30 protein-coding genes, 2 tRNA genes and 1 pseudogene are annotated in these 23,840 nt (G+C 61.2%); 23 read left to right on the plus strand and 10 right to left on the minus strand.

The features are described from left to right. The 4 genes and pseudogenes from VFW93_RS17455 to VFW93_RS17470 form a co-directional block, all read left to right on the plus strand. Positions 1-595: pseudogene (locus tag VFW93_RS17455) on the plus strand (hypothetical protein); the annotation flags it as partial. 18 nt (positions 596-613) lie between these two features. Beyond that, positions 614-1,039 carry a hypothetical protein gene (locus VFW93_RS17460; RefSeq protein WP_329695229.1) on the plus strand — a complete coding sequence of 142 codons (426 nt, stop codon included), beginning with the start codon at positions 614-616 and terminating at the stop codon, positions 1,037-1,039. A gap of 136 nt (positions 1,040-1,175) precedes the next feature. Further along, positions 1,176-1,535 carry an SRPBCC domain-containing protein gene (locus VFW93_RS17465; protein WP_329695230.1) on the plus strand — a complete coding sequence of 120 codons (360 nt, stop codon included), beginning with the start codon at positions 1,176-1,178 and terminating at the stop codon, positions 1,533-1,535. A gap of 43 nt (positions 1,536-1,578) precedes the next feature. After that, positions 1,579-2,022, plus strand: coding sequence for an SRPBCC family protein (locus VFW93_RS17470; RefSeq protein ID WP_329695231.1), 444 nt, complete (start codon positions 1,579-1,581; stop codon positions 2,020-2,022). Between the two features lie 47 nt (positions 2,023-2,069). On the opposite strand, the gene VFW93_RS17475 is transcribed toward VFW93_RS17470, so the two are convergent. After that, positions 2,070-2,600: a hypothetical protein gene (locus tag VFW93_RS17475; protein WP_329695232.1), complete on the minus strand. Its 531-nt coding sequence runs from the start codon at positions 2,598-2,600 to the stop codon at positions 2,070-2,072. Between the two features lie 267 nt (positions 2,601-2,867). Between VFW93_RS17475 and VFW93_RS17480 the strand changes: the two genes are divergently transcribed. The 10 genes from VFW93_RS17480 to VFW93_RS17520 all read left to right on the plus strand — a co-directional run bounded on the left by VFW93_RS17480 (position 2,868) and on the right by VFW93_RS17520 (position 7,754). Further along, complete coding sequence (locus VFW93_RS17480) at positions 2,868-3,308, plus strand: NUDIX domain-containing protein (RefSeq protein WP_329695233.1); 441 nt, start codon at positions 2,868-2,870, stop codon at positions 3,306-3,308. 78 nt (positions 3,309-3,386) lie between these two features. After that, entirely contained in the window at positions 3,387-3,902 is a 516-nt protein-coding gene (locus VFW93_RS17485; protein ID WP_329695234.1) for a DUF4231 domain-containing protein, read from the plus strand. A 45-nt stretch (positions 3,903-3,947) separates the two neighbouring features. Further along, positions 3,948-4,298 carry a DUF2185 domain-containing protein gene (locus VFW93_RS17490; RefSeq protein ID WP_329695235.1) on the plus strand — a complete coding sequence of 117 codons (351 nt, stop codon included), beginning with the start codon at positions 3,948-3,950 and terminating at the stop codon, positions 4,296-4,298. A 47-nt stretch (positions 4,299-4,345) separates the two neighbouring features. After that, positions 4,346-4,747, plus strand: a complete 402-nt coding sequence (arfB, locus tag VFW93_RS17495) for an alternative ribosome rescue aminoacyl-tRNA hydrolase ArfB (protein WP_329695236.1) — start codon at positions 4,346-4,348, stop codon at positions 4,745-4,747. 8 nt (positions 4,748-4,755) lie between these two features. Then, entirely contained in the window at positions 4,756-5,265 is a 510-nt protein-coding gene (locus VFW93_RS17500) for a nuclear transport factor 2 family protein (protein WP_329695237.1), read from the plus strand. Between the two features lie 127 nt (positions 5,266-5,392). Further along, positions 5,393-5,545 carry a hypothetical protein gene (locus VFW93_RS17505; protein WP_329695238.1) on the plus strand — a complete coding sequence of 51 codons (153 nt, stop codon included), beginning with the start codon at positions 5,393-5,395 and terminating at the stop codon, positions 5,543-5,545. A 40-nt stretch (positions 5,546-5,585) separates the two neighbouring features. Beyond that, a complete protein-coding gene (locus tag VFW93_RS18945; protein ID WP_414639722.1) occupies positions 5,586-6,032 on the plus strand; it encodes a DUF4124 domain-containing protein in 447 nt (148 codons plus the stop codon). A 13-nt stretch (positions 6,033-6,045) separates the two neighbouring features. Next, positions 6,046-6,279 (plus strand): cysteine-rich CWC family protein, encoded by a 234-nt coding sequence (locus tag VFW93_RS17510; RefSeq protein ID WP_329695256.1) that lies wholly within the window; start codon positions 6,046-6,048, stop codon positions 6,277-6,279. A 138-nt stretch (positions 6,280-6,417) separates the two neighbouring features. Then, positions 6,418-6,960 carry a hypothetical protein gene (locus tag VFW93_RS17515; RefSeq protein WP_329695239.1) on the plus strand — a complete coding sequence of 181 codons (543 nt, stop codon included), beginning with the start codon at positions 6,418-6,420 and terminating at the stop codon, positions 6,958-6,960. Between the two features lie 134 nt (positions 6,961-7,094). Continuing rightward, complete coding sequence (locus VFW93_RS17520; protein ID WP_329695240.1) at positions 7,095-7,754, plus strand: hypothetical protein; 660 nt, start codon at positions 7,095-7,097, stop codon at positions 7,752-7,754. Between the two features lie 84 nt (positions 7,755-7,838). On the opposite strand, the gene VFW93_RS17525 is transcribed toward VFW93_RS17520, so the two are convergent. The 3 genes from VFW93_RS17525 to VFW93_RS17535 all read right to left on the minus strand — a co-directional run bounded on the left by VFW93_RS17525 (position 7,839) and on the right by VFW93_RS17535 (position 10,772). Beyond that, positions 7,839-7,914 (minus strand) — tRNA-His (locus VFW93_RS17525). Between the two features lie 38 nt (positions 7,915-7,952). Next, positions 7,953-9,890 (minus strand): peptidylprolyl isomerase, encoded by a 1,938-nt coding sequence (locus VFW93_RS17530; protein ID WP_329695241.1) that lies wholly within the window; start codon positions 9,888-9,890, stop codon positions 7,953-7,955. A 228-nt stretch (positions 9,891-10,118) separates the two neighbouring features. Further along, positions 10,119-10,772: a TetR family transcriptional regulator gene (locus tag VFW93_RS17535; protein ID WP_329695242.1), complete on the minus strand. Its 654-nt coding sequence runs from the start codon at positions 10,770-10,772 to the stop codon at positions 10,119-10,121. Between the two features lie 136 nt (positions 10,773-10,908). Here VFW93_RS17535 and VFW93_RS17540 point away from each other — a divergent pair, with 136 nt between their 5' ends. Genes VFW93_RS17540 through VFW93_RS17550 form a run of 3 tightly spaced genes read left to right on the plus strand, consistent with a single transcriptional unit; the run spans position 10,909 to position 14,793 of the window. Further along, on the plus strand, positions 10,909-12,726 hold the full coding sequence (locus tag VFW93_RS17540) for a carboxypeptidase regulatory-like domain-containing protein (protein WP_329695243.1): 1,818 nt from the start codon (positions 10,909-10,911) through the stop codon (positions 12,724-12,726). 10 nt (positions 12,727-12,736) lie between these two features. After that, entirely contained in the window at positions 12,737-13,900 is a 1,164-nt protein-coding gene (locus VFW93_RS17545; RefSeq protein ID WP_329695244.1) for a zinc-binding dehydrogenase, read from the plus strand. After that, positions 13,897-14,793, plus strand: a complete 897-nt coding sequence (locus tag VFW93_RS17550; protein ID WP_329695245.1) for an alpha/beta fold hydrolase — start codon at positions 13,897-13,899, stop codon at positions 14,791-14,793. The genes VFW93_RS17545 and VFW93_RS17550 overlap by 4 nt, the downstream gene beginning before the upstream one ends. Positions 14,794-14,851: 58 nt before the next feature. Here VFW93_RS17550 and VFW93_RS17555 read toward each other — a convergent pair whose 3' ends face one another. Beyond that, positions 14,852-15,283: a helix-turn-helix domain-containing protein gene (locus tag VFW93_RS17555; RefSeq protein ID WP_329695246.1), complete on the minus strand. Its 432-nt coding sequence runs from the start codon at positions 15,281-15,283 to the stop codon at positions 14,852-14,854. 81 nt (positions 15,284-15,364) lie between these two features. Here VFW93_RS17555 and VFW93_RS17560 point away from each other — a divergent pair, with 81 nt between their 5' ends. The 3 genes from VFW93_RS17560 to VFW93_RS17570 are packed head-to-tail and all read left to right on the plus strand — an operon-like array spanning position 15,365 to position 16,710. Then, positions 15,365-15,877, plus strand: coding sequence for a DUF2938 domain-containing protein (locus VFW93_RS17560; protein WP_329695247.1), 513 nt, complete (start codon positions 15,365-15,367; stop codon positions 15,875-15,877). Between the two features lie 36 nt (positions 15,878-15,913). Further along, entirely contained in the window at positions 15,914-16,486 is a 573-nt protein-coding gene (locus VFW93_RS17565) for a flavodoxin family protein (protein WP_329695248.1), read from the plus strand. Continuing rightward, positions 16,483-16,710, plus strand: a complete 228-nt coding sequence (locus tag VFW93_RS17570; protein ID WP_329695249.1) for a DUF2798 domain-containing protein — start codon at positions 16,483-16,485, stop codon at positions 16,708-16,710. The genes VFW93_RS17565 and VFW93_RS17570 overlap by 4 nt, the downstream gene beginning before the upstream one ends. A 169-nt stretch (positions 16,711-16,879) precedes the next feature. Here VFW93_RS17570 and VFW93_RS17575 read toward each other — a convergent pair. From VFW93_RS17575 to uvrC, 5 genes are all read right to left on the minus strand, one after another. Further along, a tRNA-Val gene (locus VFW93_RS17575) sits at positions 16,880-16,955 on the minus strand. A gap of 29 nt (positions 16,956-16,984) precedes the next feature. Then, a complete protein-coding gene (locus tag VFW93_RS17580) occupies positions 16,985-17,257 on the minus strand; it encodes an HU family DNA-binding protein (protein WP_329695250.1) in 273 nt (90 codons plus the stop codon). A gap of 234 nt (positions 17,258-17,491) precedes the next feature. Continuing rightward, positions 17,492-18,058 carry a CDP-diacylglycerol--glycerol-3-phosphate 3-phosphatidyltransferase gene (pgsA, locus tag VFW93_RS17585; protein WP_329695251.1) on the minus strand — a complete coding sequence of 189 codons (567 nt, stop codon included), beginning with the start codon at positions 18,056-18,058 and terminating at the stop codon, positions 17,492-17,494. Between the two features lie 29 nt (positions 18,059-18,087). Beyond that, positions 18,088-18,645 carry a hypothetical protein gene (locus VFW93_RS17590; protein WP_329695252.1) on the minus strand — a complete coding sequence of 186 codons (558 nt, stop codon included), beginning with the start codon at positions 18,643-18,645 and terminating at the stop codon, positions 18,088-18,090. Then, complete coding sequence (gene uvrC, locus VFW93_RS17595; protein ID WP_329695253.1) at positions 18,632-20,761, minus strand: excinuclease ABC subunit UvrC; 2,130 nt, start codon at positions 20,759-20,761, stop codon at positions 18,632-18,634. Before uvrC ends, VFW93_RS17590 begins: the two co-directional genes overlap by 14 nt. Before the next feature lie 57 nt (positions 20,762-20,818). Here uvrC and earP point away from each other — a divergent pair, with 57 nt between their 5' ends. The 3 genes from earP to VFW93_RS17610 all read left to right on the plus strand — a co-directional run. Then, positions 20,819-22,003 carry an elongation factor P maturation arginine rhamnosyltransferase EarP gene (gene earP, locus VFW93_RS17600; protein WP_329695254.1) on the plus strand — a complete coding sequence of 395 codons (1,185 nt, stop codon included), beginning with the start codon at positions 20,819-20,821 and terminating at the stop codon, positions 22,001-22,003. Positions 22,004-22,116: 113 nt separating this feature from the next. Beyond that, complete coding sequence (gene efp, locus VFW93_RS17605; RefSeq protein ID WP_035040407.1) at positions 22,117-22,671, plus strand: elongation factor P; 555 nt, start codon at positions 22,117-22,119, stop codon at positions 22,669-22,671. Between the two features lie 164 nt (positions 22,672-22,835). Then, positions 22,836-23,840, plus strand: a 1,005-nt coding sequence (locus VFW93_RS17610) for a GGDEF domain-containing response regulator (RefSeq protein ID WP_329695255.1), incomplete at its 3' end; no start/stop codon positions are given.

Below are 23,840 nucleotides of genomic sequence, written 5' to 3' on the forward strand. Positions count from 1 at the left end.
AGCAGCGGGCATACCCTCCTGCGTCGCAGATGCGAATCTGGTCCAGGCACACTCCTGGATGGCGAATGCTGTAGGGGGTGTTCGGGTTCAGGTCCCCGCGTCATTTGTCGAGCGCGCAAAACAGGTGCTGGCCGAATATGAAGAAGGCGCCTATCAGCTCGATGGTGAAGATCAGCCTTGCCAGAGACCTGCCACGCAGGCCACCAACCTGGCGCTTTGGGGACCTGATATCGCCGCTTTCTGGAGCATGTCTCTCACGCCTCTATTTGGCACCACCATCCACTATTTGAACAGCCGGACCCTGAATTACCGAACGCGTTCAGCTCTGGTCTGGTGGCTTCTCAGCGTGGTCGTGACAATCGCTTCGCTATACAGCACCCTCTCCATACATTGGGAGCTGGCGGGTGTCTTGCTGGCGAGTTCCATGGCATCTGCGTTCACGGTCGTCTGGTACATATTCTCTGGTTACGCGCAAAGCAGACATGTCGTCTCGAACTTTGGAAGCCAATATGTCAAGCGCCCCTTGTTTCCACTGTGGCTTGGCACCGTCATTGCGATGATTGCCCTGGGGTCTGCCGAATCGCTTTTCCAGTGAACCAATTGCAATCGAATCATGCCTACACGCCGCTCACTTCTTGCGCCCCAGCTTGTGTGCCTGCTTTCTTGCCTGCTCGCATCCGGCTTGAGCGAGGTGGCCGCTCAACAAAGCAACCCCACCAGGAATTACAGCCTGAAAACAGTTGAAGCCACGCCCATACCTCGTCAGGCTCACTTCGCGCTCTGGAAGGATGTCGCACTGGGTGCCTGCACGGATGCCAAAAGTCGGTTCAACCTCGAGCAAAATGAATGCGTGTCGGTGATATCAAGGCGTGCCGACATGTGCATTGCGAAGTACGAAGCACAAACACCCGCACTCATCACGACGCGAGCAGAATCCAGAAGCATTGGTCGAAATTTCATGTACTGCGCAACGCCCTACTATTTCTGCAACGGTGTCGAAGTGAAGACCGAAGCCGAAGTCCTGGCGAGGTGCCGATGAGCGATCGCCCAGCGCACCCAGGCCCTCGCTTCGGCCATCCACCTACCAAGCCAAACTGACACACAGGAGCGCCCTGATGACGACTTTCAGTACCACTCGCCTCCTGGCTGCATCACCTGGTGCAGTCTTCGAGGCCATGAAGGATCCAGTGCGCCTCGCGCGATGGTGGGGCCCCGCAGGCTTTTCCAACAGATTCGACAGGTTTGAGTTTGAAGCCGGCGGAAAGTGGATCTTCACCATGATCGGACCGGATGGCACGACCTATCCCAACGAGGCCATGTTCACCCACATTGACGAAGACCGGCGAGTGGTCATACAGCATGTATGTCAGCCTCACTTCCAGCTCACCATTTCCTTGGAGCCCGCGCCTGGCGGCACCTTGCTGCGCTGGGATCAGGCCTTTGCAGACCCAGCTGTCGCTCAGGCGGTCAAACACATCGTCGAGCCAGCCAACGAGCAGAACCTTGATCGACTCGGCGTCGAGCTTGGTCTGTGACACCACCACCTGCAACCAAGAGATCACGCAAGGAGCCAGCCACATGCCACACACGATCCGACTGCATCGCGTTCTGCGCGCACCTCCCGAACGGGTCTACCGGGCGTTCCTGGATGCGGAAGCGTTGGTGAAATGGCTACCGCCCCATGGTTTCACGGCCAGCATGCACCACATGGAGCCGACTGTTGGCGGATCCTTCCGGATGTCCTTCACGAACTTCAGCTCCGGCCATACCCATGCATTTGGCGGCGAATATCTTGAACTGATACCTCACCAGCGTATACGCTACACGGACAAGTTTGATGACCCCAACTTGCCCGGCGTCATCGAGGTGACCGTGGAATTGAAAGACGTATCCTGCGGGACGGAGCTGAATGTTGTGCAGGCTGGCATCCCGGATGTGATACCGGCGGAAGCCTGCTACCTTGGCTGGCAGGAGTCCTTGACACTGCTGGGGCAATTGGTCGAAGCGGCCGTTCCGAACTGAGCCAGACATCTCTACAGGCAAGCCCGTTCAAGTGAGCTGTGGCGGGCTTAGATCCCGATCTGACACATGGTGATCCAGGTCTCGCCAGCCATGTCCTGAGCCTGCTTCTTGACGTCTGCCAGCGATATCATCGCGCCGTTCTGGTAGATCGAGCCTGGGTAGTACATGTACACCCAGTGCGCCAAACCGTTCCACTTGGCGCGGGGGCCCGTGTTCTGCCCCGTTCCCAACCCGATGATCGTGTTGCCCTTGTGCTCGTCAACCGGCGAGATCTGATAGGGATTGGCACCGTGCCGTTTCAGAAAATCCATCACGGCTCGAATCGGCATGGCGGCCCCTATGGCGTCCGACGCCTTGATCTCCACGGTGTATCGTCTCTGCAGGAAATCAATGACCGAGAAGCTCTTCGTGTGTTCGAAGGCCTGCGTGAAGTCCTGAATCTCCCATAGCAGTGGCGAGTTTTCCTTCTGCAGTGTTTCGAGGTAATCAAAGACCACGTTCAATTCGAGATCAGGCAGATAAGCCTCGGGCACATCGCCCAGACTCACAACGCCCTTCTTGTGAAGCGCTGCGATCATGGAACAAAACCCGCATATACCCCAGCCTTGATTGACCTCGGAAATGCGATCCAGAGAAATTCGCGTTGCCATTACCATGACTCCCTGTCAGAGGCACACCCTCTCATCAGCATGCTAGGCGCGTTGCAACCCCGAGCCTTGCGCTGACGCAAAGTTCAACGCAGCCCTTCAGACACAACGCGCCCTGCAATACAACCTTCACACCCCATGCCCATCCCGCCATTCCTTGCTTCGTTGCGCCAGAAGATAGGCACGGACCTGGTCCTCTTGCCCACCATTGTGGTGATTGCACGGAACCCATCCGGGCACATCCTGCTCGTTCATGACCGAGACTCCGACAACTGGACCTTGCCGGGCGGCATCATCGAGCCTGGTGAAACACCGGCAGACGCCGCCGTTCGCGAAGTCTGGGAGGAAACCCGGGTCGTCGCCAGCCTCACGCACATCGTTGGCGTGGCGGGCGGGCCAGGCTGCGAGACGCACTATCGCAATGGCGACAAGATCGCGTGGGTTGCCACCATCTTCGGCGCCAACGTGGCAGACGGCACGCCCATCGCAGACGGTTCGGAAACGACCGCAGCCAGGTTTGTGTCGCCAGAAGAGTTGAAGTCACTGTCGCTGCGAGCGGACACCATCCGGTTCCTGGGCATGGCGCGCGATGGCTACGCCCAAGCCAGTTTCCAGCCTGCCACCTGGCACCCGGACTGAGGTTCGGCAATGCCAGCGGCCACTGGCAGCGATCACAATGGCGTATCCCGCCACATATGAACTGAACCTGTCCTCATCATGAACACACCAGAACTATTGAAGGAATGGCTCGTAGGCATTCGAATCGCTCACATTCAACAGTTCCTTGCCTCGAATCACAGCGAGAAGATGCACCGAAGGCTTGGCATTCCCACCGTCGTGCTCAGCACGATCGTGGGCACCTCGGTGTTCGCCAGTCTGGATGCCAATCCGCAGACCTGGGTGAAGATCACAGTTGGCCTGCTCAGTGTCGCCTCGGCCGTGCTGGCCGCGCTGCAGACCTTCATGGGCTACGCCGAGAAGGGCAACGAATACAAGGCCGCCGCCATCCGCTATGGCAAGTTGAGGCGAGAACTGGAGCAATACATCTCCACTCGCACAGGCGACAGCAGCGCCGATGACGCCTTCCTCAAGGACTATCGCAGCAAATGGGATGAAACGGACAGCACCGCCCCCACGACTTCCCAGTCATTTCACGACGCTGCCCGAGCTCAAGTGGCACGCAGCAGGGCTGCAGAACTTGCGCAGCCACCAGCCGTGACGCCCGGACGCTGATCTCCGCACCTTGTGACGCCCCATCACCCCTTATCCTGCGAGCACATGAGCAAAAAACTATTTCTGTCCTCGGACATGATCAAACCACTGGTCACGAACCTGGGCACCTGCATCGCCACCGACAAGATCGCGGTTCAGGGGCTGCCTGTCAGGTTCATGTATCGGGAGACACCGGTGAGCGCCACCGACAGCGGCTGGCGCTTTCTGTCCGGCCTGGAAAGCGATGCCTACATGGAGAACGCCAGGAACCAGGGCGCCTACGATGTGAACCTCATCGCCAACATCGATCCCACCATCATCCCGCTGCTGTCTTCGCCGGTGGATTCGGCCTTCGAAAAGACGGAGGAAGGCGGCGAGTTCGAGGAAGCCGGAGACTGGGAACCCGATGAAGACTGACCCTGGACACCTCCACCGACCTCACTGCCCCCACTGATCCCAGTGACATGACACCGCTTGTTCATCCGGATGAGGTCGAATTCACGGCCATGCGGGCTCAGGGCCCAGGCGGGCAGAACGTCAACAAGGTGTCCAGCGCCGTGCTTTTGCGCTTTGACATTCAGAAGTCTTCGCTGCCCCCCCACGTCAAGGCCAAGTTGCTGGAGCTGCGCAGCCCTCGGGTCAACAAGGAAGGCATTCTTCTGATCAAGGCTCAGACATCGCGCAGCCAGGAAGAGAACCGGGCAGAAGCCCTGGAGCGACTGGAGGCACTGGTCGCCGCAGCTCATCACATACCCAGGATCCGGCGCCCCACCAAGCCCACGCATGGCTCCCAGCAACGTCGGCTCGAAGGCAAATCACTGCGCTCAGGGCTGAAAGCCAGCCGAGGCAAGGTGCTCGATCGATAAATTGCAACATGAAAAGAATCATCTTTTTGCTGACACTGCTGGCCGTAGCCAGCTGGTGGCTGCTCGTTGGCGGACGCCAGATCTCTGAAACCCACGTCCGCGCGTTTTACGAAGATTACGAACGCGCCACGCTGGCACGCCAACCCGAGGCGATGTGCGCGTTGCTGGACGAGCGTTTTTCTGCCTCGGGCAAGGTCACGATTCACGGACGTGAAACCTCGCAGACCACGCAGAGCAAGGCCGAGACCTGTGAGTCTTTCAAAGAGCTGTATCAGACCTGGGCAGAACTTGGCGAAAAGATGGGCGGCCTGCTCCAGTTGGACTCCACCTACACCATCCACAGCATCAAGATCTCGCCTGACGGGCACAGTGCCACGGTCGAGATCAGCACGGCACTTGACGTGGGTGGCACGCTCATGCAGATCAGGAGCCACAGCACGGACACACTCGTCAGGCGAAACGGTCTCGTCAGGATGCTGCGCAGCGATGGCCACGGCGCCATTGGCCCGGCACCTTGACCGGCTTGCCTTGATCTCAAGACCTTGTGCCGTGTAGGCGAATATCCCAGGGCAAGATCTCCTCATACGGCACCAAGTTCACGCATCAATTGATGTATCGTGGCAGCACTACTAAAGGATGCTGCACATGGCCAAGCCCAACTACCAGTTCGAGAAACGTCAGAGAGAGCTGGAAAAGAAAAAAAAGAAGGAAGAGAAGGCTCAGCGAAAGGCCCATGCAGCAGACGAGCCTCCTCAGGCAGTTGACGACGCCAAGGCGGCCACGCCCCCCGGCCTCTGACCCTTCATGCCTGATTGATTCCTCTCCTCCGGATACTCACATGCCTGGCAAGCACACTGCCGCGCCCTCGTTTTGCACCTTGATCGCGACGCTGATCGTCTGGCAGGTCGCGCACGCCGAAGTTTACAAATGGGTGGACGACAAGGGACAAACGCACTACTCGGAGCGCAAGACCGATGCAGGTGGGGCCAAGGCGGCTGAGGTCAGGATCACGCCGCCCCCTGAGGCGCCCACAACATCTACGCCATCGACGGACTACCTGAGGGCTCAAAGCAAATTTGCGCCACGTCCTGTGACCCCAGTTGCCCCTGGGTACAAGCCCCCTTCCCCATCGCTTTCGGGTGGGAGGGAGGATGGCTCCGATGCCGCCCGTTGCAAGCTCGCGCGGGACGTGCTCAGTGGCGCCGTTCGCCATGGCAATGGCAAGCCGACTGATCAATATGACCGCGAAGTCGCGCGAAACGACATCAGGGCCTTCTGCCGTTGAGCCGCACAAAACCATGGAAGCCTTGCCCTACCACCTATGCCCTTTGTGCGGCGGCGCCAACCAGTGCGCTCCTGCCAGAGCCGGAAGCCTGGACGTGCCATGCTGGTGCACCACTGCGGCCATTCACCCCTTGGCGCTCATGCAAATCCCGGCAGACCTGCTCAACAAGGCCTGCCTCTGCCCTCGATGTGCTGCCGGCCTTGATTTGCCAGCCCCCAAGAAACGCGAGCCCGATATTGGGCCCTGAGTATCAGGTCCGAGAGTTGATGCTTTCTGCTCGGATCATCGTGCAGCGCCTGCACCGCCCATGACAAACCCGGGCCAAAACCCGCATAATCCCAACAAATTAACAAGGGAGTCGGTATTCAACAAACAAGGCTCTCTCATGAAATTCCGTGAAGTGACACTGCCCGACGGTCAACGCTTCCAGGTTCCCCAAGGCATACAGCGCATTGATTCCCAATCAACCCATGGATGGCAGGTTCGCTATCAAGGCACCAAGCTGTTCTCTGACGGCGAAGCCGCAGACCCCAGACGCGCGTTGATCAACGCCATCTCCGAGTTGGTGGCACGCATGTCCGCCGCGCCCGCACCGGTAACGCTCAAGCAGACGTCGGGCGCCAACAAGACGTCTGACCTCCCCCCCGGTATTTCCGGCCCCATCGTGCGCAACAGGGCAGGCAGATTGCCAAGCGCGGGCCTGTCGGTGTTGCTGCCACGTTTTGCTGGCAAACCGGAAATCCGCAGCATCTATATCGGTACGCCTCGAACCTATTCGGTCAACAAGTACCTCAGCGCCGTTGAAAAGGGCCTGGCGCTGCGTGCCAATGCCATCGAGCGCTATGAGCAAGATGCGCGCAAGGCGCACAGCGCGTCGATTGCCGTGCTGCGCGCGCAACTCAAAACATTGCGCGCCAACCACAATTGAGTCTTGAATCTGATTGGCGAAGCATTCATGGGTGATTTGCTTCCCTGAGTTGGCCTGACATGGGCTCACTCCGATGGATACTGGCCATGTGTATCAAACAAGATGACCAAAGCCAGCATATTCACGGAGTCCCCATGCGCAGCATATTGCCCTCACTCACCAAGACGCTCCTCATTGCCCTGCTCGCAGCCAACGGTGCCGCGACCTGGGCCAGCCAGAACGCTGTCACCGACAACGGCTCGGTGGTATTGCTCAACGACGACGGCACCTGGCGCTACATCAGCAACGAGGGTGAAAAGTCCGGTGCGCAGATCAGCTTCAACAAGGGGCTGTTTCAGAAGTCCGCCAACCAGACCTTCCAGCTCAAAAGCGCCAAGAACCGATCGGCGACCTGGCTGGACCCCAGAAAGTGGCTCTTCCAGAAGCCGGACACCGGAGCCAGTCCGGCCGAGTATCGGTTTCAGCTCAAGGCGGGTGACCTGTACGGCATGATGATCACGGAACAGATAGAGGTAGAGCTGGATCGGCTCCCCCAATTGGCTTTCGAGATGCTGAGGCGCACGGCGCCCAATGCCCGGGTCGTGTCCCAGGAGTTCCGTGTGGTCAACGACTACAAGGTCGTCAGGATGCGCATGGATGCCAACGTGCAGGGCATCAACCTCAGCTACATCGGCTACTACACCTCGGACAAGTCAGGTTCCACGCAGTACGTGACCTATACGGCGACCAATCTGGTTGAGAAGAATCTGCCGGAAATCGAGGAGTTTCTCAACGGCTTGACGAGACAGAAGTAAACCAGCGCAACTCCAGGCCTGACTTCGGTCAGGCCAAAGAAAAATCCCCTGGAAGTGCAAACTACCAGGGGATTTTTTATTCGGTGGGGTGGCTAATGGGACTCGAACCCACGACAACCAGAATCACAATCTGGGACTCTACCAACTGAGCTATAGCCACCGCTGAAAGACTACGATTATAGCGTGCTTTTTACGTTTTTACTGAGCCGCCGAAGTTTTTTGCGATTCAGTGACCTTGTCCATGGTCTTCTTGCCTTCATTCAGGAACTGGACCTTGTACTGGCGCTTGAGCGCACGGTAATAAGCATCGGCTTCAGCCTTGCCCCAGTAGCTGCCGTACTGCGACTGCGCTTCGTTCAACTCCTGGTCGGAGATCTGCATGGGCAGCACTTTGTTGACCTTCAGGAGCGCCACGCCTTCTGCGCCCAGATCCACCACTGTCCACGCGGGCAGCTGCTTCTCGGGGATGCGCAAGGCGGACTCCAGCACGATGGGCGGCTGGTTGTAAATCGTCTTGCCGGACATCTGAACCGCAGCAGGCATTTGCGACTTGTCGGGGGACTGCTTCCACAGCGCCATCTTCTGCTCGGCATCCTTGCGCGCGGCCTTCAGCGCTTCAGCTGCAATCCAGCGTTCACGCACTTGAGCCTGAACCGTTTCGAAGGGCTGGCGGGTGGCAGGGCTGTATTTCACGATGCGTGCCGACACCAGCTTGCTGGGGCCCACTTCAATGGCTTCCGTGTTGCGGCCCTTGGCGCGATTGGCCGGGTCGAACAAGGCATCCAGCACGCGGCGATTGGACAGCACACCCTGGTCCTTGGCACCGGGCTCGCGCAGCACGTCGGTTGCGGTCTGAACTTCCAGCTTCAACTCGTCGGCGATTGGCTTGAGGCTGTCGGACTGCTCGTACACACCGTTGGTGAACTTCTCGGCCACACCGGCAAATTCACGTTGCGCCAGTTGCTTGCGGGCATCGTCCTCAAGTTGAGCCTTGACGGCCTCGTAAGGCTGCACCTGGCCACCGCGGACTTCCGTCAGCAAGATGATATGGAAGCCATAGTCGCTTTCCACCACATCGCTCAATTGACCGGGCTTCAGCGCGAAAGCGGCATCCTCGAAAGCCTTGGTCATGGCGCCACGGCCGAAGAAGTCCAGGTCGCCACCATTGCTGGCAGACCCGGGGTCGTCCGAGTTCTTCTTGGCCAGCTCGGCAAACTGCGATGGGTTCTTGCGCAATTGCGCCAGCAACTGATCGGCCTTCGCGCGTGCGGCCTTCTTCTCGTCGGCCGAAGCGGTCTTCTTGACTTCGATGAGAATGTGGCGAGCACGACGCTCTTCCGGCACGGTAAAGCGCTTTTCGTTCTCCTTGTAGGAGCGACGCAGGTCATCTTCGTTGACGGTCACGCGCTTCTTCAACGCGTCCACATCGAGCACCAGATACTGCACGTCGGCCTTTTCAGGCGCTGTCAACCAGCTGGCGTTGGCAGGATCCTTGTAGAAGGCCTGCAGTTGCTCTGCAGTGGGATTCAATTGCGCCGCAAAGCTCTTGGGCTCGATCTTCATCCACTGAACATCGCGCACCTGGAACATGGCCTCCAGCGCGGCACGTGTGGCCAGCTTGGAAGTCTGCCCTGTCGCCTGCACACCACCCAGCACCTGGGCCAGCGTGAGTTCCTGACGCAGCAACGCCTCCAGGCGCGCCGGTGTCATGCCCTGCGCTTCGAGCAACTGCTTGTTGAGGCTGCCGTCCGGGTTGCGCAGCGACGCAAAGCGAGGGTCGGTCAGGAACGCCCGCGTCAGGCGAGAAACGGGCACGCTCAGATGCTGGTCATAGGCAGCCGTAGCCAACACCGATTGCCGCACCAGTGAATCCAGCGACTTGCTCTTGAACTCGGGTGTATCGAACAGCTTGGCATCGATGCCAGGTTGCTGCGCGCGGTAGTTCTCGGCCACGTTGCGGTTGGCGTTGTCCCACTCTGTCTGCATGATCTTCTGCGAGCCGACCTTGGCCACAACCCCTTCGTTGCTGGCAAAGCTCGAATAGCCCTGGATGCCGAAAACCACGAACGACGGCAGGATGAGCAGAATCAACAGAAGCTGCAGGATACGGGTGTGCTTGCGAACGAAATCAAACATGGTGATGGACCAGTTGGTGGCAGCCTTCTCGAGAGCCGCTTGAGTGCAAACCGTGCTTGAGGCGCGCTGCCATGAACAATCAGGAAAGCACACCTCAGACAACACAAAGGCGAACCAAGGTTCGCCTTCGAATTTTCGCTATGGTGACGACCCGCGATGTTACCCTCATTTCGGCGACGCTGACGCAGGGCCGCAACATGGCAAACCCTCACGGCCAGCAGCCGCTCCTCAGGGCGTCGTGGCCCCCCGCACATACTCGTGCAGCGCCTCGACGAGCTCGCTGCGGAAATCTGGCCGGATGGGGGCGAAAACCGGCTCGCTCAGGACAATCTGCATCTCTGGCGGGTAGTCCAGCCACTGCCACAAGCCTCGCGCCAGGGCGTAAATGCGTGACAGGATCTTGACGCCCCGCCCTGCCGGCAAACCCATGACCACCTCCAGCAGGCCACCGCCAGCCACCAGTCCCATGGTCGCCCGCAGCTTGTGCGTGTGCATGGCCTCCGGGCTCAGATTGCGCTCCAACTGGTAGGCCATGGCGTCGAGCCTGGGCACCTCGGGATGCGCATCGATATACGACACGAATTCATCAATGAGGCGCTCGATGCTGGGCGGTCCGTTGCTCAAGCCTTGCGCCAGACGCGACAGCAAGGCGTCCAGGCTGTCGGCGAGCAGTGCCGCAAAGATCTCCTCCTTCGTGGTGAAGTAGGTGTAGACCGTGCCCTTGGCCAATCCGGCCTGCTCCGCGATGCGGGCCACAGAGGGCAAGGCGCGCGAGTCCTGCAAGTACAGGATGCGCGCCGCCTCGATGATGTCTTCCCGGCGGGCAGCCTTCTCCACATCATCGTTGGCACGTGTTCGGATGGGGCGAGGTTCGTTTTCCAAGATGGCTGTTGACCCGCGGTCATGAATGGGCTGCGTTCAACCCCGATTCTACATAGTGACCTCCTTAATCGCTATTGACCAACAGTCAATAAGATCAGACAATGCGCCATGTCAGACTAACTACAACCTGATCATCATGAGACGCCCTGCCATCCCCGCTGCTCCCAAGCTCCTCGTATTCGCACTCGGCCTGAGCCTGGTCGCGCACTGCGGCACCGCGCAAGCCCTGCAACTGCAAGGGCGCGTGACGACAGCCGATGGCCAGGCCGTTTCTGGCGCACTGGTCACGGTGTGGAACGAAGCGAAGGATCGCAAGGAAACGGTCTACACCGCGCTGGACGGCACTTACGCCATCCGCAGCGGCTTCAAGGGCAAGCTCACGGTTCGCGCGCGCTACCACCGCCTGGAAGATGTGAACAAGCCACTGATCAGCCAGGACGACGCGCCCGTGAAGCTGGACTTCCAGATGACGCCGTTCAAGAACGCACAGGCTTTGTCGGACAGCCTGACCGCATCGGCACACCTCACGCAGGTCAAATGGGAAGACCCGCAGATGCGTCGCACCTTCATCAGCCAGTGCAACTACTGCCACCAGGTGGGCAATGCGCTGACCCGCGTGCCCAAGGAGACCTCGGCCTGGGAGGCCACCATCACCCGCATGGAAGGGTATGGCGCCCTGCTCACGCGCACTGAAAACAAGACCATCGCCGAAAACCTGCACAAGGCCTTCGACGGCAAAGCCGTTCAGACCATGCAGAAGTACCTGGCCACCGACGAGCTCTCTCGCGCCAAGGTGATCGAGTGGCATGTGGGCGACGCCATGTCCTTCATCCACGATACCGACGTGGGCGACGACGGCCTGCTTTATGGCACGGACGAGGGCCACGACATCCTCTGGACGCTGGACCGCCAGACCGGCAAGATCAGCCAGTACCCCCTGCCCGACATCAATCTGCCCAAGGGCGGCATGTTCGCCGGGATGCAGCTACCGCTGGGCGTGTTCACCGGCAAGCACGGCCCGCACAGCATGGCGCAGGGCAAGGATGGCCGCATCTGGATCACCAACGCCCTGTCTGCGCAGTTGATGTCGTTCGACCCGAAGACCAGGCAGTTCAAGAGCTACCCGATCGGTGACGGCAACGTGCTGTATTCGCACACCATCCGCATCGACCAGCAAGGCATGGTGTGGTTCACGGCGGCGGCCTCCAACCAGGTTGTGCGCTTCGATCCCAAGACCGAAAAGGTCACCATCATCAAGCTGCCAGCAGGCGGCCCGCTGCGCTGGTTCGTGGACGCTGCCTTCCCGTCCATGCTGAAGCTCTCGGGCAAGCTGTGGCCAGGCCAGAACGTGCCCGTGACCACCTCGCCGCACAAATGGACGGGCGGGCACAAGCTGTTCAACCTGCCCTATGGCATCGACGTGAACCCGGTGGATGGCGCCATCTGGTATGCCAAGCTACTGGGCAACAAGATCGGCCGCATCGACCCGAAGACACTGGAGATCGAGGAATTCGACACGCCGCTGGGTGGCCCACGTCGCCCCCGCTTTGACAAGAACGGCGTCCTGTGGATCCCGGCGTTCGACGACAGCGCCCTGATGCGCTTTGACACGAAGACCAAGACCTTCGAGTCCTACAAGCTGCCCCTGCTGGCCGCCAATGAATACGAAACGCCTTACGCGCTGAACATTCATCCCACCACTGGCGAAGTCTGGATCACCTCCAACATGTCGGACCGCATTCTGCGCTTCAACCCTGTCAACAAGACCTTCGTGGCCTACCCCAGCCCCACACGCGTGACCTGGTTGCGCGATCTGGTCTTCACCCAGGAGGGGCAAGTCTGCTCCAGCTCATCCAACCTGCCGGCCTATGGCATCGAAGATGGGCGCGACGCCTTCATCTGCCTGGATCCCACTGGCGGTGAAGCCGACCGCAAGGCACTGACTTCACACTGAGGCGCAGAACATGAAAGCCGTCGTTTGCAAAGACAAGATGCTGTCTGTGGCAGAGCGCCCGGACCCCGTCCCTGAGACAGGCCAGTTGCTCGTCAAGGTGTTGCGCTGCGGTATCTGTGGCAGCGACCTGCATGTTCGCCAGCACTGCGATCACTGGGGCAAGCTGATGTCCCGCCATGGCTACCGATCGCTGCAGAGCTCATCGCAGGAAGTGGTGATGGGCCACGAGTTCAGCGGTGAGGTGCTGGACGCCGGGCCACGTACACGATCGCCGTTCAAGCCTGGCACGCCGATTGTGGCGGTGCCCCTGCTGCGTCGTGGCACGGACATCGACCTGGTGGGGCTCTCGGCACATTCCACAGGAGGCTATGCCGAGCGCACGCTGGTGCAAGCCACCCTCGCCTTGCGCATACCCAATGGTCTGTCACCGACCGTGGCCGCCTTGACCGAACCCATGGCCGTGGGATGGCACGCCGTGGTGCGCAGCGAGATCAAAACCAGGGACGTGGCCATCGTCATTGGCTGCGGCCCCGTTGGCCTGGCGGTGATCTGCATGCTCAAGGCCAAAGGCGTGCGCACCATCATCGCCAGCGACTTCTCTGCCACGCGGCGTGACATGGCCACACGCTGCGGCGCCACGCAGGTGGTGGACCCAGCCCACAGTTCGCCCTATGCAGACTGGAAAGCCATGGGCTTCCAGAACGACATCCCCGGCCTGCTGGAGCTGGCACTGAGCTCCAAGGAGCAGCTCGACAAGGTCCCCCTGCCCTGGTGGCACCTGTGGGCGATCGGCGAGAAGCTGGGCATCGGGCGCAATCGCCCCATCGTGTTCGAATGCGTCGGGGTGCCCGGTGTGCTGCAGTCCATCATCAGCGAGACGCCACAGTTCTCACGGATCGTGGGTGTGGGCGTATGCATGCAGACCGATCAGATCGAACCCGCCATCGCCATCAACAAGGAAATCGACCTGCGCTTCGCCGTCGGCTACACACCGCTCGAATTCCGTCAGACCCTGCACATGCTCGCCGAGGGCAAAGTGGACGCCGCCCCGCTGATCACGGGCACTGTCGGCCTGCACGGCGTGGACGAGGCCTTTGGCACACTGGCATCCGCCGCCGACCACGTCAAGATTCTGGTCGACCCCAGCTCTCAGGTTCGCAGTTTGAACTCATGAACGCATCCATCCCTTCTACCTGTTTCGATGTCCAAGGCCCCGATGGCGTTCTGCGCGCCGAAAGCTGGGGGCCTGCAGACGCGCCTGTGATCGTGCTGGTTCACGGCTACCCCGACAACCGCAGCGAGTGGCGAGAGGTGGCCGAGCAACTGGCCGATCAATACCGCGTCGTGGCCTACGACGTGCGCGGTGCCGGCGACTCCTTCAAGCCCACGGGTCGACCAGCCTACCGGCTCGATCGGCTGATGGCTGACTTCAAGGCCGTGATCGACAAGGTCAGCCCCGATCGCCCCGTGCACCTGGTCGGCCACGACTGGGGTTCCGTGCAAAGCTGGGAGTTTGCGACCGAGCCCGCCTTGAAGGGCCGCATCGCCTCCTATGTGTCCTGCTCAGGCCCTTGCCTGGACCACATGGGCTTCTGGATACGCGATCGGCTGCGACGCCCGACGCCGTGGCATCTGTACCAGTTCACCATCCAGATGCTGAAGTCCTGGTATGTGTACATGTTCCAGCTGCCCTGGTGGCCCGAGGCGCAATGGCGCTGGTTCATCGGCAGGCACTGGCCCGCCCTCGTGCGCCTGACAGAAGGCACGGTGATCACGCCTCGCCCCACGCAAGTAAGCGATGGCACGCATGGCGTCTGGCTGTATCGGGCCAACGTGTTCCAGCGGGTGTTCTCGCCCCGGGAGCGCTATGCACAAGCGCCGGTGTTGGTACTGGTGGCCACCAAGGACAACTTCGTGAGCCCCTGGTTGAGCGAAGACTTGTCTCGCTGGGTGCCGCAACTGGAGCGGCGCGAGATCAAGGCCGCGCACTGGGTCAATGTGGCAGACGCGGTCGGCTTTGCGCAGCACGTGCGGGCGTTCATCGGGCGTCTCGGCAAGCCCCAATAAGGCAGCCCGGACCGACATCCCAGGCAGGCTCGGCGCCCTCACGGCTACCGGGCCTGTGTCATGGCCCGTCGGCCTTGCTCCTGCGCCCCAGGCGTTGTCGATCCAGCGCACCTGAAGCCGCTGCCTTGAGCAAGCCCTGGAACGTCGGGCACTCCGCATGGCTGGGCGCCGGGCACGCGGCGGCATGCCGCAACCCTCGACTCACCGCACGCAACTGCTTGATGGTCGCATCGATGTCATCGGCCTTGGCTGCCAGCAACTGGCGGTCAATGTGAGGGTGACCACTGGGCGACAGCATCGAATGGATTTCATCGAGCGAGAGGCCGGCAACCTGGCCCAGCGCGATCAGCGCCAACTGGTTGAACACGGCTGGGCTGAAGCGGCGACGAGCCCCTTTGGGCGCGACAGAAGAAATCAAGCCTTTCTTCTCGTAGTACCGCAGGGCCGACGCGGGTACGCCTGAGCGTTTGGCCACCTCTGCAATGTCCATCAAAAACCTCTTGACTTGAAGTTGACTTCAACTTCTATAGTGAACTCAATCGATTCACCCGTCAACCCAGGAGGTACGCAAATGACATCACTGCAAGACATTTTTCAGGTCATCCTGATCGGCATCGGGGCCACGGCGTTCATGGACCTCTGGCTGATGCTCGTCAAGCGCATGGGGGTACCCACGCTGAACTTCGCCCTCCTCGGGCGTTGGGTCGGACACCTGTTTCAAGGCCGGTTTGCCCACCCGTCCATCAGCAAGGCCGAACCAATACAGCATGAAGCGGCCTGGGGCTGGATCACGCACTACGCAACCGGGATGGCCTTCGCCGCGTTGCTCGTGATCGTTCAAGGCGCAGGGTGGGCAGCCCATCCGACTCCGGGCCCGGCCATCGCGGTGGGGGCATGCACCGTGATCGCGCCACTTTTCGTGATGCAACCGGCCATGGGCGCGGGCTTTGCCTCATCCCGAACACCCACGCCGTTGAAGAACTGCTTGCGGAGCCTCGTCAATCACACGGTGTTCGGCCTTGGCCTCTACCTGTCCGCAACCGTTATCGCAGCCCTTTTTGCGGCCATGGTTCGCCCGGCCTGAGATCCCTCCCACCCACTGCACATCGGAGTTGTTCACATGAAGAAGATTGCCATCATTTTTCACAGTGCCCACGGGCACACCGAGCACATCGCCCATCACGTCCTCGCTGGCGCCCAGAGCGTGTCGTCAGTCGAAGCGGCCTTGCTCCGTGCCGAGGACCTCACTCGTGACCCTGACGTCCTGTTGCCATTTGACGGCCTGATATTCGGCTCCCCCACCTATCTCGGCGGGGTGTCCGGTACGTTCAAGCAATTCATGGATGCCACAGGCCGCCTCTGGAAGACACAGGGACTCAAAGGCAAGCTCGCAGCCGGGTTCACGGTCTCGTCATTGCCCGCCGGAGACAAGCAGTCCACCTTGACGTCCATGTTCGTCTTTGCCATGCAGCACGGGATGATCTGGGTCGGCAACCCCTTCCTGCCGGAGCAACATCAAGGGGTCCCCTATGATGACGCAGTCAATCGACTCGGGTCGTGGTCAGGCCTGATGGCACAAGCGGGCCACGGCTCTGCGGCAGACTCGTTCGTTGCCGGTGACGTCAGGACGGCCCGCATGTTTGGGCAGCACTTTGCCGAGACGATCGGGCGCATCAGGGAGGTGACATCATGATTCGCAAGAAATACGCACCCTTTGTGTTTGGCTGGATTCTTTCCGGACTGATGTCGATGCTGGTCTCTGGCATCACCACAGTTCGCACCACAGGCTTGACGCCGGCGCTCGTTGAAAAGTGGCTGCCAGCCTGGCTGATGGCATGGGGCATTGCCTTTCCTGTTGTGCTGGTAGTCGCACCACTGACGCGCCGCCTCGTCGATCGCATCACGGTGGACGACTGAGCCATCGACAAGTCACGCAGGCACCATGATGCCCAGGCTGTGCAGATGCCTGACGATGCCTTGCATCTCAGGCAAGACATGAAGCGGCGACAGATGATCAAGCAGAAACAAAAAAACCACTTGAATGACTCCAAGTGGTTGATTGCGTGCGTGTTCCTGAACCTGCCGGTGGTGGGTGCTGAGGGGCTCGAACCCCCGACCTACGCCTTGTAAGGGCGCCGCTCTACCAACTGAGCTAAGCACCCGACAAATCGAACGAGGCGCTATTCTAGCCTCAGTTCACGGCGTCTTTGAGTGCCTTGCCCGGACGGAATTTAGGCACCTTGGCTTTTTTGATCTTGATGGCGTCGCCGGTACGAGGGTTGCGGCCCGTACGGGCTGCACGCGTGCTCACGGCAAAGGTGCCAAAACCCACGAGCGACACGCTGCCGCCCTTTTTCAGTGTGGTAGACACACCACCGATGACCGCTTCCAGGGCGCGGCCAGCCGCTGCCTTGGAGATATCGGCCTGCTGGGCGATGTGTTCAATCAGCTCGGACTTGTTCACGAAAAATCCCCTAAAAAAGATGCCACGAAACGAGTTCCAAAATCCTGGCGTGCTTGCAGCGCTAAGTCGGTCGGGGACAGCACCGTAAGGACCGCTCGACCCGGCTGAGAACCGGGAAAATGATTCTATGCCCAATCATGGAAGCGTCCTACCTGAGGAAGACGCGGATATGCACGCTTGACATCAGGCAAGCGATGGAGATGAGCTTGGCACCCAGGCTTATGCGCGGCGCATTCAACGCGCCTTGGCGCGGATGTCGGGCAGGGATTTTTGCAGGTAATAAACCATCGACCAGATGGTCAGCCCACAGGCCACGTAGATCAGCCAGGTACCCAGCACGCGCGTGTGCAGGCCCAGACCGATGTCGCCGTCGTACAGCAGCAACACGATGGCCGCCATCTGTGCAGCCGTCTTGAGCTTGCCCAGCATGTGCACGGCCACGCTGCGTGATGCGCCAATCTGCGCCATCCACTCACGCAAGGCGGAGATGGCGATCTCTCGCCCGATGATGATCAAGGCCACCGGTGCCGTCACCCGCTTGAACTCCAGCAGGATCAACAGCGAGGCGCACACCAGGAACTTGTCTGCCACCGGATCCAGAAAGGCGCCGAAGGAGGACGTCTGGTTGAGCCGCCTGGCCAGCCAGCCATCCAGCCAGTCTGTCAGGGCAACGACCACGAACAAGGCACTCGCGAACAAGTTGATCTTGGCGATCGGCCACTGCAGGTAGAAGAGGCCCACGATCAGCGGAATCGCAACGATCCGCGCCCATGTGAGCAAGGTGGGCAAGGTCCAGAACATGGGTGCATTGTGCCCCGTAACAGGGCGCTTCAACGCTGATCCAGCGTCATCGGCTTGAACTTCTTGTCCGCATTGAACAAAAAGGTCTCATTGAACTTCCAGGGTTTGGGCAGGCGGCTGACATCGCCAAAGGGTGCCGCACGCCTCACGGCGGCCATGGCCATGTCCACGGTTTCACGCGCCTGGCTGGGGTAGCGCATCACGGCAATGTGCTTGACGCTGCCATCGGCGTTGAGCTCGATGGTGAGCACGGGAATGGCCAGCAGGATGTCAGGTGGCTTGCCGGTATAGATCACGTCCGGATTGGCCAGGACCATGCGATTGGCTGCCTGCAGCCGGGCATCGGCCCAACTACGGGGCGTGCTGGGCACGGGCAGCTTGATCGGCCCCTTCGAGGTGTTCACCGTGGTGGGTGCTGGCGCGGGTACCGCCACGGCGGGTGCGCCGGGCTTCGCCCCCCCGCCTGCCGGCTCTTCCTTCTTGCCAAAAAGGCTGCACCCCACGACACCAAAGGCCACGGCAAACCACAAGCCGTGCGACACCACACGCCTGACCACCTTGCCACCTGTCACGTCAACGCAATGCACGATAGATCTCCTCGGCCAGTTCTCGGGAAATGCCTTCGACGCTGGCCAGCTCTTCCACACTGGCCGATGCTACGCCGCGTACGCCGCCAAATCGCTGCAGGAGCTTGGCCCGACGCTTCGGCCCCACACCGGGAATATCCTCAAGCCGGCTGCCACCAGTGCGAACACTGGCGCGCTTGGCTCGCATGCCCGTGATGGCAAAGCGGTGGGCTTCGTCGCGGATCTGCGCCACCAGCATCAGCGCGGCGGAGCTGGGTGACAGCTGCAGCTTGGGCCGCCCGTCAGCGAACACCAGTTCTTCCAGGCCCACCTTGCGGCCTTCGCCCTTTTCCACACCCACGATGATGGACAGGGGGATGCCCAGCGTCTCGAACACCTCGCGCGCCATCGACACCTGCCCTTTGCCGCCATCGATGAGCACGATGTCCGGCACACGGGCCGCCTTGGTGCCCGTCGCGCTGTAGCGGCGCGTCAGGGCCTGCTTCATGGCGGCGTAGTCGTCACCCGGCGTGATGTCATTGATGTTGTAGCGACGGTATTGCGAGGACTGCATCTTGTGCTGCTCATAGACCACGCAGGACGCCTGAGTGGCCTCGCCAGCCGTGTGGCTGATGTCGAAACACTCGATGCGCAGGCTGGCCAGGGGATCGCGCGTGGCAGTGGCCTGGGCATCATCACCCGGCGCCACCGACCCGGCCTCATCCTCTGGTGTCGCATTCGACGTGGCCGCGTCAACGCCGGGCTCTCCCTCGGCTCGGCCCTCAGACTCGTCGGACGACAGGCCGGCAGCGCGCCCGTCCAGATCCAGATCAAGGTTGAGCGCCTCCACGAGCGCCCTGGTACGCGCCTGCTGAGAGCCCTCTTCACTGAGCAAGCGGGCCAGCGACAGATTGGCACCGGTGATGGCCATGTCCAGCCAGGCCCGACGCTGCTCGCGCGGCTGGTACACCACCGTCACCTTGCGCCCGCCCTGCTCGCCCAAGGCCTCGATCAGCTCCGGGTCCACCAGATGGCTGAGGATCAGCATGGAGGGCATCGCGCCGCCCAGGTAGTGCTGCGCCAGAAAGGCCTCCAGCACGCGCACCTCGGTGGCATGAGTCAATGCATCCGCGTCGCCCTGCTCGGCCGCATCGCCACTGGCCGTGTCATCTGGTGCGAGCACATGATCCTGCACATGAACGGGGAAGTGAGCACGGTCGCCCAGGTGGCGGCCGCCGCGCACCATGGCCAGGTTCACACAGGCACGACCGCCCTGCACCTTGACGGCCAGCACGTCCACGTCCTTGTCCATCACGGTCTCGACCGACTGCTGGTGCAATACGGCTGACAGCGACTTGATCTGGTTGCGGATCTCTGCGGCCTTCTCGTACTCCAGGCGCTCGGCGTGCGACATCATGCGTGTCTGCAGGTCTTCCAGCACCACCTCGGGCTCGCCCAGCAGAAAGCGTTCGGCCTGTCCCACGCTGGCGGCATAGTCCTCCTGGCTGACCAGGTCCACACAGGGGCCGCTGCAACGCTTGATCTGATAGAGCAGGCAGGGCCGGCTGCGGTTCTTGAACACCGCGTCTTCGCAGGTGCGGATCAGGAAGACCTTCTGCATCAGCTGAATGGTTTCCTTGACCGCCCAGGCGTTGGGATACGGACCGTAGTAGCGGTGCTTGCGGTCCACCGCGCCCCGGTAGTAGGACATGCGCGGGAAGCTCTGCGTGGAGATCTTCAGATACGGGTAGCTCTTGTCATCGCGAAACAGGATGTTGTAGCGCGGGTTGAGCGTCTTGATCAGGTTGTTTTCCAGCAGCAGCGCTTCGGCCTCGCTGCGGACAACCGTGGTTTCCATGCGGTCGATGCGCGACACCATGTGCCCGATGCGCGAGCCACCATGGTTCTTGTGAAAGTAGCTGGAAACACGCTTCTTGAGGTCACGCGCCTTGCCCACATACAGCACCTCGCCGCGGGCATCGAAGTAGCGGTAGACACCCGGCAAGCCTGGCAGGGACGCCACTTCGGCCAGCAGCCTGTCCCAGACCTGCGCGCGCGCCTGCTCCTGGGCCACAGCTGCGGCGCCTTCATCGGGCTGAGGGTTCACGGCGTGATCGGGATCTGTCGGCAAACTCATGAGGCAGGATTGTCTCTGACAACCCATGGCTTGCGCGGGGCTTGCCATAATCCCGCGATGCTTTGGGATGTCTTCTGTCGTGTCATCGACAACTTTGGCGATGTCGGTGTGTGCTGGCGGCTGGCCTGCGACCTGGGTCAGCGTGGCCAACAGGTGCGCCTGTGGATCGATGACCCCAGCGCCCTCAGCTGGATGGCACCGCACCTCCAATGGACGGAGAGCGACTCAATCTGGGGGCTGCCCGGCGCTCAAGGACAGCCAGGGGTCACCGTGCTGCGCTGGCGCGACGCAGAAACGCCCGCATCGACCACCCCGGGGCTGAAGGCAGGTGATGTGGTGGTCGAGGCTTTTGGCTGCGACCCACCGGACGCCTTCATCGAACGCATGCAGGCCCGCGCAGCGCAAGGGCAGCCGGCGCAATGGGTCAATCTGGAATACCTGAGCGCGGAAGACTATGTGGAGCGCAGCCACGGCTTGCGCTCCCCCGTCTGGTCCGGTGTGGGTGCGGGACTGAGCAAGCGCTTTTTCTACCCAGGCTTCACGCCAGCCACGGGCGGCTTGCTGCGCGAGCCCGATCTGATCCAGCGGCGGCAGGCCGAAACCGGCACGCAGGCATCGAGGGATGCGTTCCTGCGCCGGATCGGGGTCGACCTGGCCTGTGAGCCGGCCGATCGGCAGGCGCACGGTGGCACCATCTTGCTGTTCTGCTACGACTCGGCGCCGGTAGCAGACCTGCTGGACAGGCTGGCCACCGCCGCCCCCCGTGCCAGGGTGCTGCTCACGCCGGGGCACGCCACCGGACTGGCGTCCGACTGGGCCCGAGCCCACCCCGACGCCACCTTGCGCCTGCACAAGCTCCCGCCCCTGCCCCAGGAGGACTTCGACCGCCTGCTCTGGTGCAGCGACCTGAACCTGGTGCGCGGCGAAGATTCGGCCGTGCGCGCCCTGTGGGCCGGCCGCCCCCACATCTGGCACATCTACGAGCAGGACGACGGCGTGCACGCCGGCAAGCTGGAGGCCTTCATGGCACGCTGGATGGGCGATTGGCCGGATGAACTCAAGGCATCGGTACACGCCTGGTGGATGGCCTGGAACCGCCTCGGCCCCATGCCGGACAAGCTGCCGGACTGGCGTCAGGCCGACACTTCCTGGCGCCGGAACAGCGAAAACGCACGCGATCGACTGGCCCGACAGCAAGATCTCACCAGCCAGTTGCTCACTTTCGTCTCAAGCTCAGGCTAAAATGAGAGGCTTTGCTTTGTGGCACCCGTCGGTTTGATCGGGTCGCTGATCACGGCACCCCTTTTTTCGTCCTCGTTGAAGACCCAATTCGACCCCCAAATCGGGAATCCACCATGAAACTCGCACAAGAAATCCGCGCTGGCAACGTGATCATGCAGGGCAAGGACCCGATGGTCGTCCTGAAGACTGAATACAGCCGCGGCGGTCGCGGTGCAGCCACCGTGCGCATCAAGATGAAGAACCTGCTGAACGGCGCTGGCGCCGAAGTGGTGTTCAAGGCCGACGACAAGATGGATCAGATCGTTCTGGACAAGAAGGACTGCACCTACTCCTACTTCGCCGACCCGATGTACGCGTTCATGGACGCCGAGTACAACCAGTTCGAAATCGAAGCCGAAAACATGGGCGATGCGATCAACTACCTGCAAGACGGCATGGAAGCTGAAGTCGTGTTCTATGACGGCAAGGCCATTTCGGTCGAACTGCCCACCACCGTGGTCCGCGAAATCGAAACCGAACCCGCCGTCAAGGGCGACACCTCCGGCAAGGTCATGAAGCCTGCTCGCATCGTCGGCACCGGCTTCGAAATCTCGGTCCCCCTGTTCGTCGAAAACGGCGACAAGATCGAAATCGACACCCGTACGCACGAGTACAAGAAGCGCGTCTGATCCGCCGCGATCCCGCCTCACGAAGAAAGGACACCACACGGTGTCCTTTTTTGTTGCCCGGTCACAACCTGCAAAAGCGATATTGCAGCGCACAATAGATCCTGAGTTTGCTGTCTTGAAGCTCAAGCTGTTCCAACCAGTCAGACATCAAGAGGCCAGATTCCATGGATACGCCCAGCCTGCGCGTGCTCCTCGTCGAGGACGATCCTGCCCTGCTGCTCAACCTGAGCCAGCAACTGCGTCGTCTGGGGCACGAGGTCTATGAAGCGACCACCTCCCAGCAAGCCTGGCGGGTGTTTCTCGACAAGACACCCCAACTGATCCTGCTGGACGTGCTGCTGCCGGACAACGATGGCTTCTGGCTGTCCAAGCAGGTGCGCACCCACGAAGGCCGACACTGGACGCCGATCCTGTTTCTCTCAGCCCTGGTGCAGGAAGAAGACCTGCTGCAAGGCATACAGGCCGGCGGAGATGACTACCTGTTCAAGCCCGTCTCGCCCACGGTGCTCGCGGCCAAGTTGCACGCGATTTCGCGTCAGATCCGGATGCGCGACGAGCTGGAGCAGGCCAAACTGACCCTGGTCGAGCTCAATGAGCAACTGAGGCACAAGAGCCTGCACGACGAGCTGACCGGCCTGGGCAACCGCCGCGGCTTCGACGAGCGCCTCGCAGACTATGTCGCCCAGGCCCGCCGGGATCAGCGCCCGCTGACCCTGCTGCTGTGCGATGTGGATTTCTTCAAACGCTACAACGACCGCCTGGGTCACATCGAAGGCGATGCCTGCCTGCGCCACATTGGCGAGATCCTCAAACAGGTCTGCCGTCGCCCGCTGGACTACGCGGCGCGCTACGGCGGCGAAGAATTCGTGTTGCTGCTGCCCAATACGCCGGCCGAGGGCGGGCTGACTTTTGCCATGGCCCTGCAGCACGCCATGGACCGCGATGGCCGCTATCACCCGGACTCGGCCGTGGCCAACCATGTGACACTCTCAGGCGGCTTTGTCAGCCTCATCCCGGACGGCAGCACCACGCCGGAGAGCCTGGTTCAGCAGGCTGACGAGGCGCTGTACGAGGCCAAGGCGCGAGGGCGCTATCGCTTCGTCAACCTGAGCGCCTGCATGGACACCGGAGACCTGTCCACAGCGCCGCGTATTCTGAATCCCACCACC

It is taken from the genome of Aquabacterium sp., assembly GCF_036279675.1.
Classification (GTDB): Bacteria; Pseudomonadota; Gammaproteobacteria; order Burkholderiales; family Burkholderiaceae_C; genus Aquabacterium.

Bases quoted from the DNA above. Each gene is read 5' to 3' on its own strand.
- VFW93_RS17500 (WP_329695237.1), top strand. From the start codon at position 4,756: ATGAAAAGAATCATCTTTTTGCTGACACTGCTGGCCGTAGCCAGCTGG.
- VFW93_RS17460 (WP_329695229.1), top strand. From the start codon at position 614: ATGCCTACACGCCGCTCACTTCTTGCGCCCCAGCTTGTGTGCCTGCTT.
- VFW93_RS17515 (WP_329695239.1), top strand. From the start codon at position 6,418: ATGAAATTCCGTGAAGTGACACTGCCCGACGGTCAACGCTTCCAGGTT.
- VFW93_RS17465 (WP_329695230.1), top strand. From the start codon at position 1,176: ATGAAGGATCCAGTGCGCCTCGCGCGATGGTGGGGCCCCGCAGGCTTT.
- VFW93_RS17475 (WP_329695232.1), bottom strand. From the start codon at position 2,600: ATGATCGCAGCGCTTCACAAGAAGGGCGTTGTGAGTCTGGGCGATGTG.
- earP (WP_329695254.1), top strand. From the start codon at position 20,819: ATGCTTTGGGATGTCTTCTGTCGTGTCATCGACAACTTTGGCGATGTC.
- pgsA (WP_329695251.1), bottom strand. From the start codon at position 18,058: ATGTTCTGGACCTTGCCCACCTTGCTCACATGGGCGCGGATCGTTGCG.
- VFW93_RS17570 (WP_329695249.1), top strand. From the start codon at position 16,483: ATGATTCGCAAGAAATACGCACCCTTTGTGTTTGGCTGGATTCTTTCC.
- VFW93_RS17550 (WP_329695245.1), top strand. From the start codon at position 13,897: ATGAACGCATCCATCCCTTCTACCTGTTTCGATGTCCAAGGCCCCGAT.
- VFW93_RS17530 (WP_329695241.1), bottom strand. From the start codon at position 9,890: ATGTTTGATTTCGTTCGCAAGCACACCCGTATCCTGCAGCTTCTGTTG.
- VFW93_RS17555 (WP_329695246.1), bottom strand. From the start codon at position 15,283: ATGGACATTGCAGAGGTGGCCAAACGCTCAGGCGTACCCGCGTCGGCC.
- VFW93_RS17560 (WP_329695247.1), top strand. From the start codon at position 15,365: ATGACATCACTGCAAGACATTTTTCAGGTCATCCTGATCGGCATCGGG.
- efp (WP_035040407.1), top strand. From the start codon at position 22,117: ATGAAACTCGCACAAGAAATCCGCGCTGGCAACGTGATCATGCAGGGC.
- uvrC (WP_329695253.1), bottom strand. From the start codon at position 20,761: ATGAGTTTGCCGACAGATCCCGATCACGCCGTGAACCCTCAGCCCGAT.
- VFW93_RS17485 (WP_329695234.1), top strand. From the start codon at position 3,387: ATGAACACACCAGAACTATTGAAGGAATGGCTCGTAGGCATTCGAATC.
- VFW93_RS17520 (WP_329695240.1), top strand. From the start codon at position 7,095: ATGCGCAGCATATTGCCCTCACTCACCAAGACGCTCCTCATTGCCCTG.
- VFW93_RS17540 (WP_329695243.1), top strand. From the start codon at position 10,909: ATGAGACGCCCTGCCATCCCCGCTGCTCCCAAGCTCCTCGTATTCGCA.
- VFW93_RS17490 (WP_329695235.1), top strand. From the start codon at position 3,948: ATGAGCAAAAAACTATTTCTGTCCTCGGACATGATCAAACCACTGGTC.
- arfB (WP_329695236.1), top strand. From the start codon at position 4,346: ATGACACCGCTTGTTCATCCGGATGAGGTCGAATTCACGGCCATGCGG.
- VFW93_RS17565 (WP_329695248.1), top strand. From the start codon at position 15,914: ATGAAGAAGATTGCCATCATTTTTCACAGTGCCCACGGGCACACCGAG.
- VFW93_RS17545 (WP_329695244.1), top strand. From the start codon at position 12,737: ATGAAAGCCGTCGTTTGCAAAGACAAGATGCTGTCTGTGGCAGAGCGC.
- VFW93_RS17470 (WP_329695231.1), top strand. From the start codon at position 1,579: ATGCCACACACGATCCGACTGCATCGCGTTCTGCGCGCACCTCCCGAA.
- VFW93_RS18945 (WP_414639722.1), top strand. From the start codon at position 5,586: ATGCCTGGCAAGCACACTGCCGCGCCCTCGTTTTGCACCTTGATCGCG.
- VFW93_RS17505 (WP_329695238.1), top strand. From the start codon at position 5,393: ATGGCCAAGCCCAACTACCAGTTCGAGAAACGTCAGAGAGAGCTGGAA.
- VFW93_RS17510 (WP_329695256.1), top strand. From the start codon at position 6,046: ATGGAAGCCTTGCCCTACCACCTATGCCCTTTGTGCGGCGGCGCCAAC.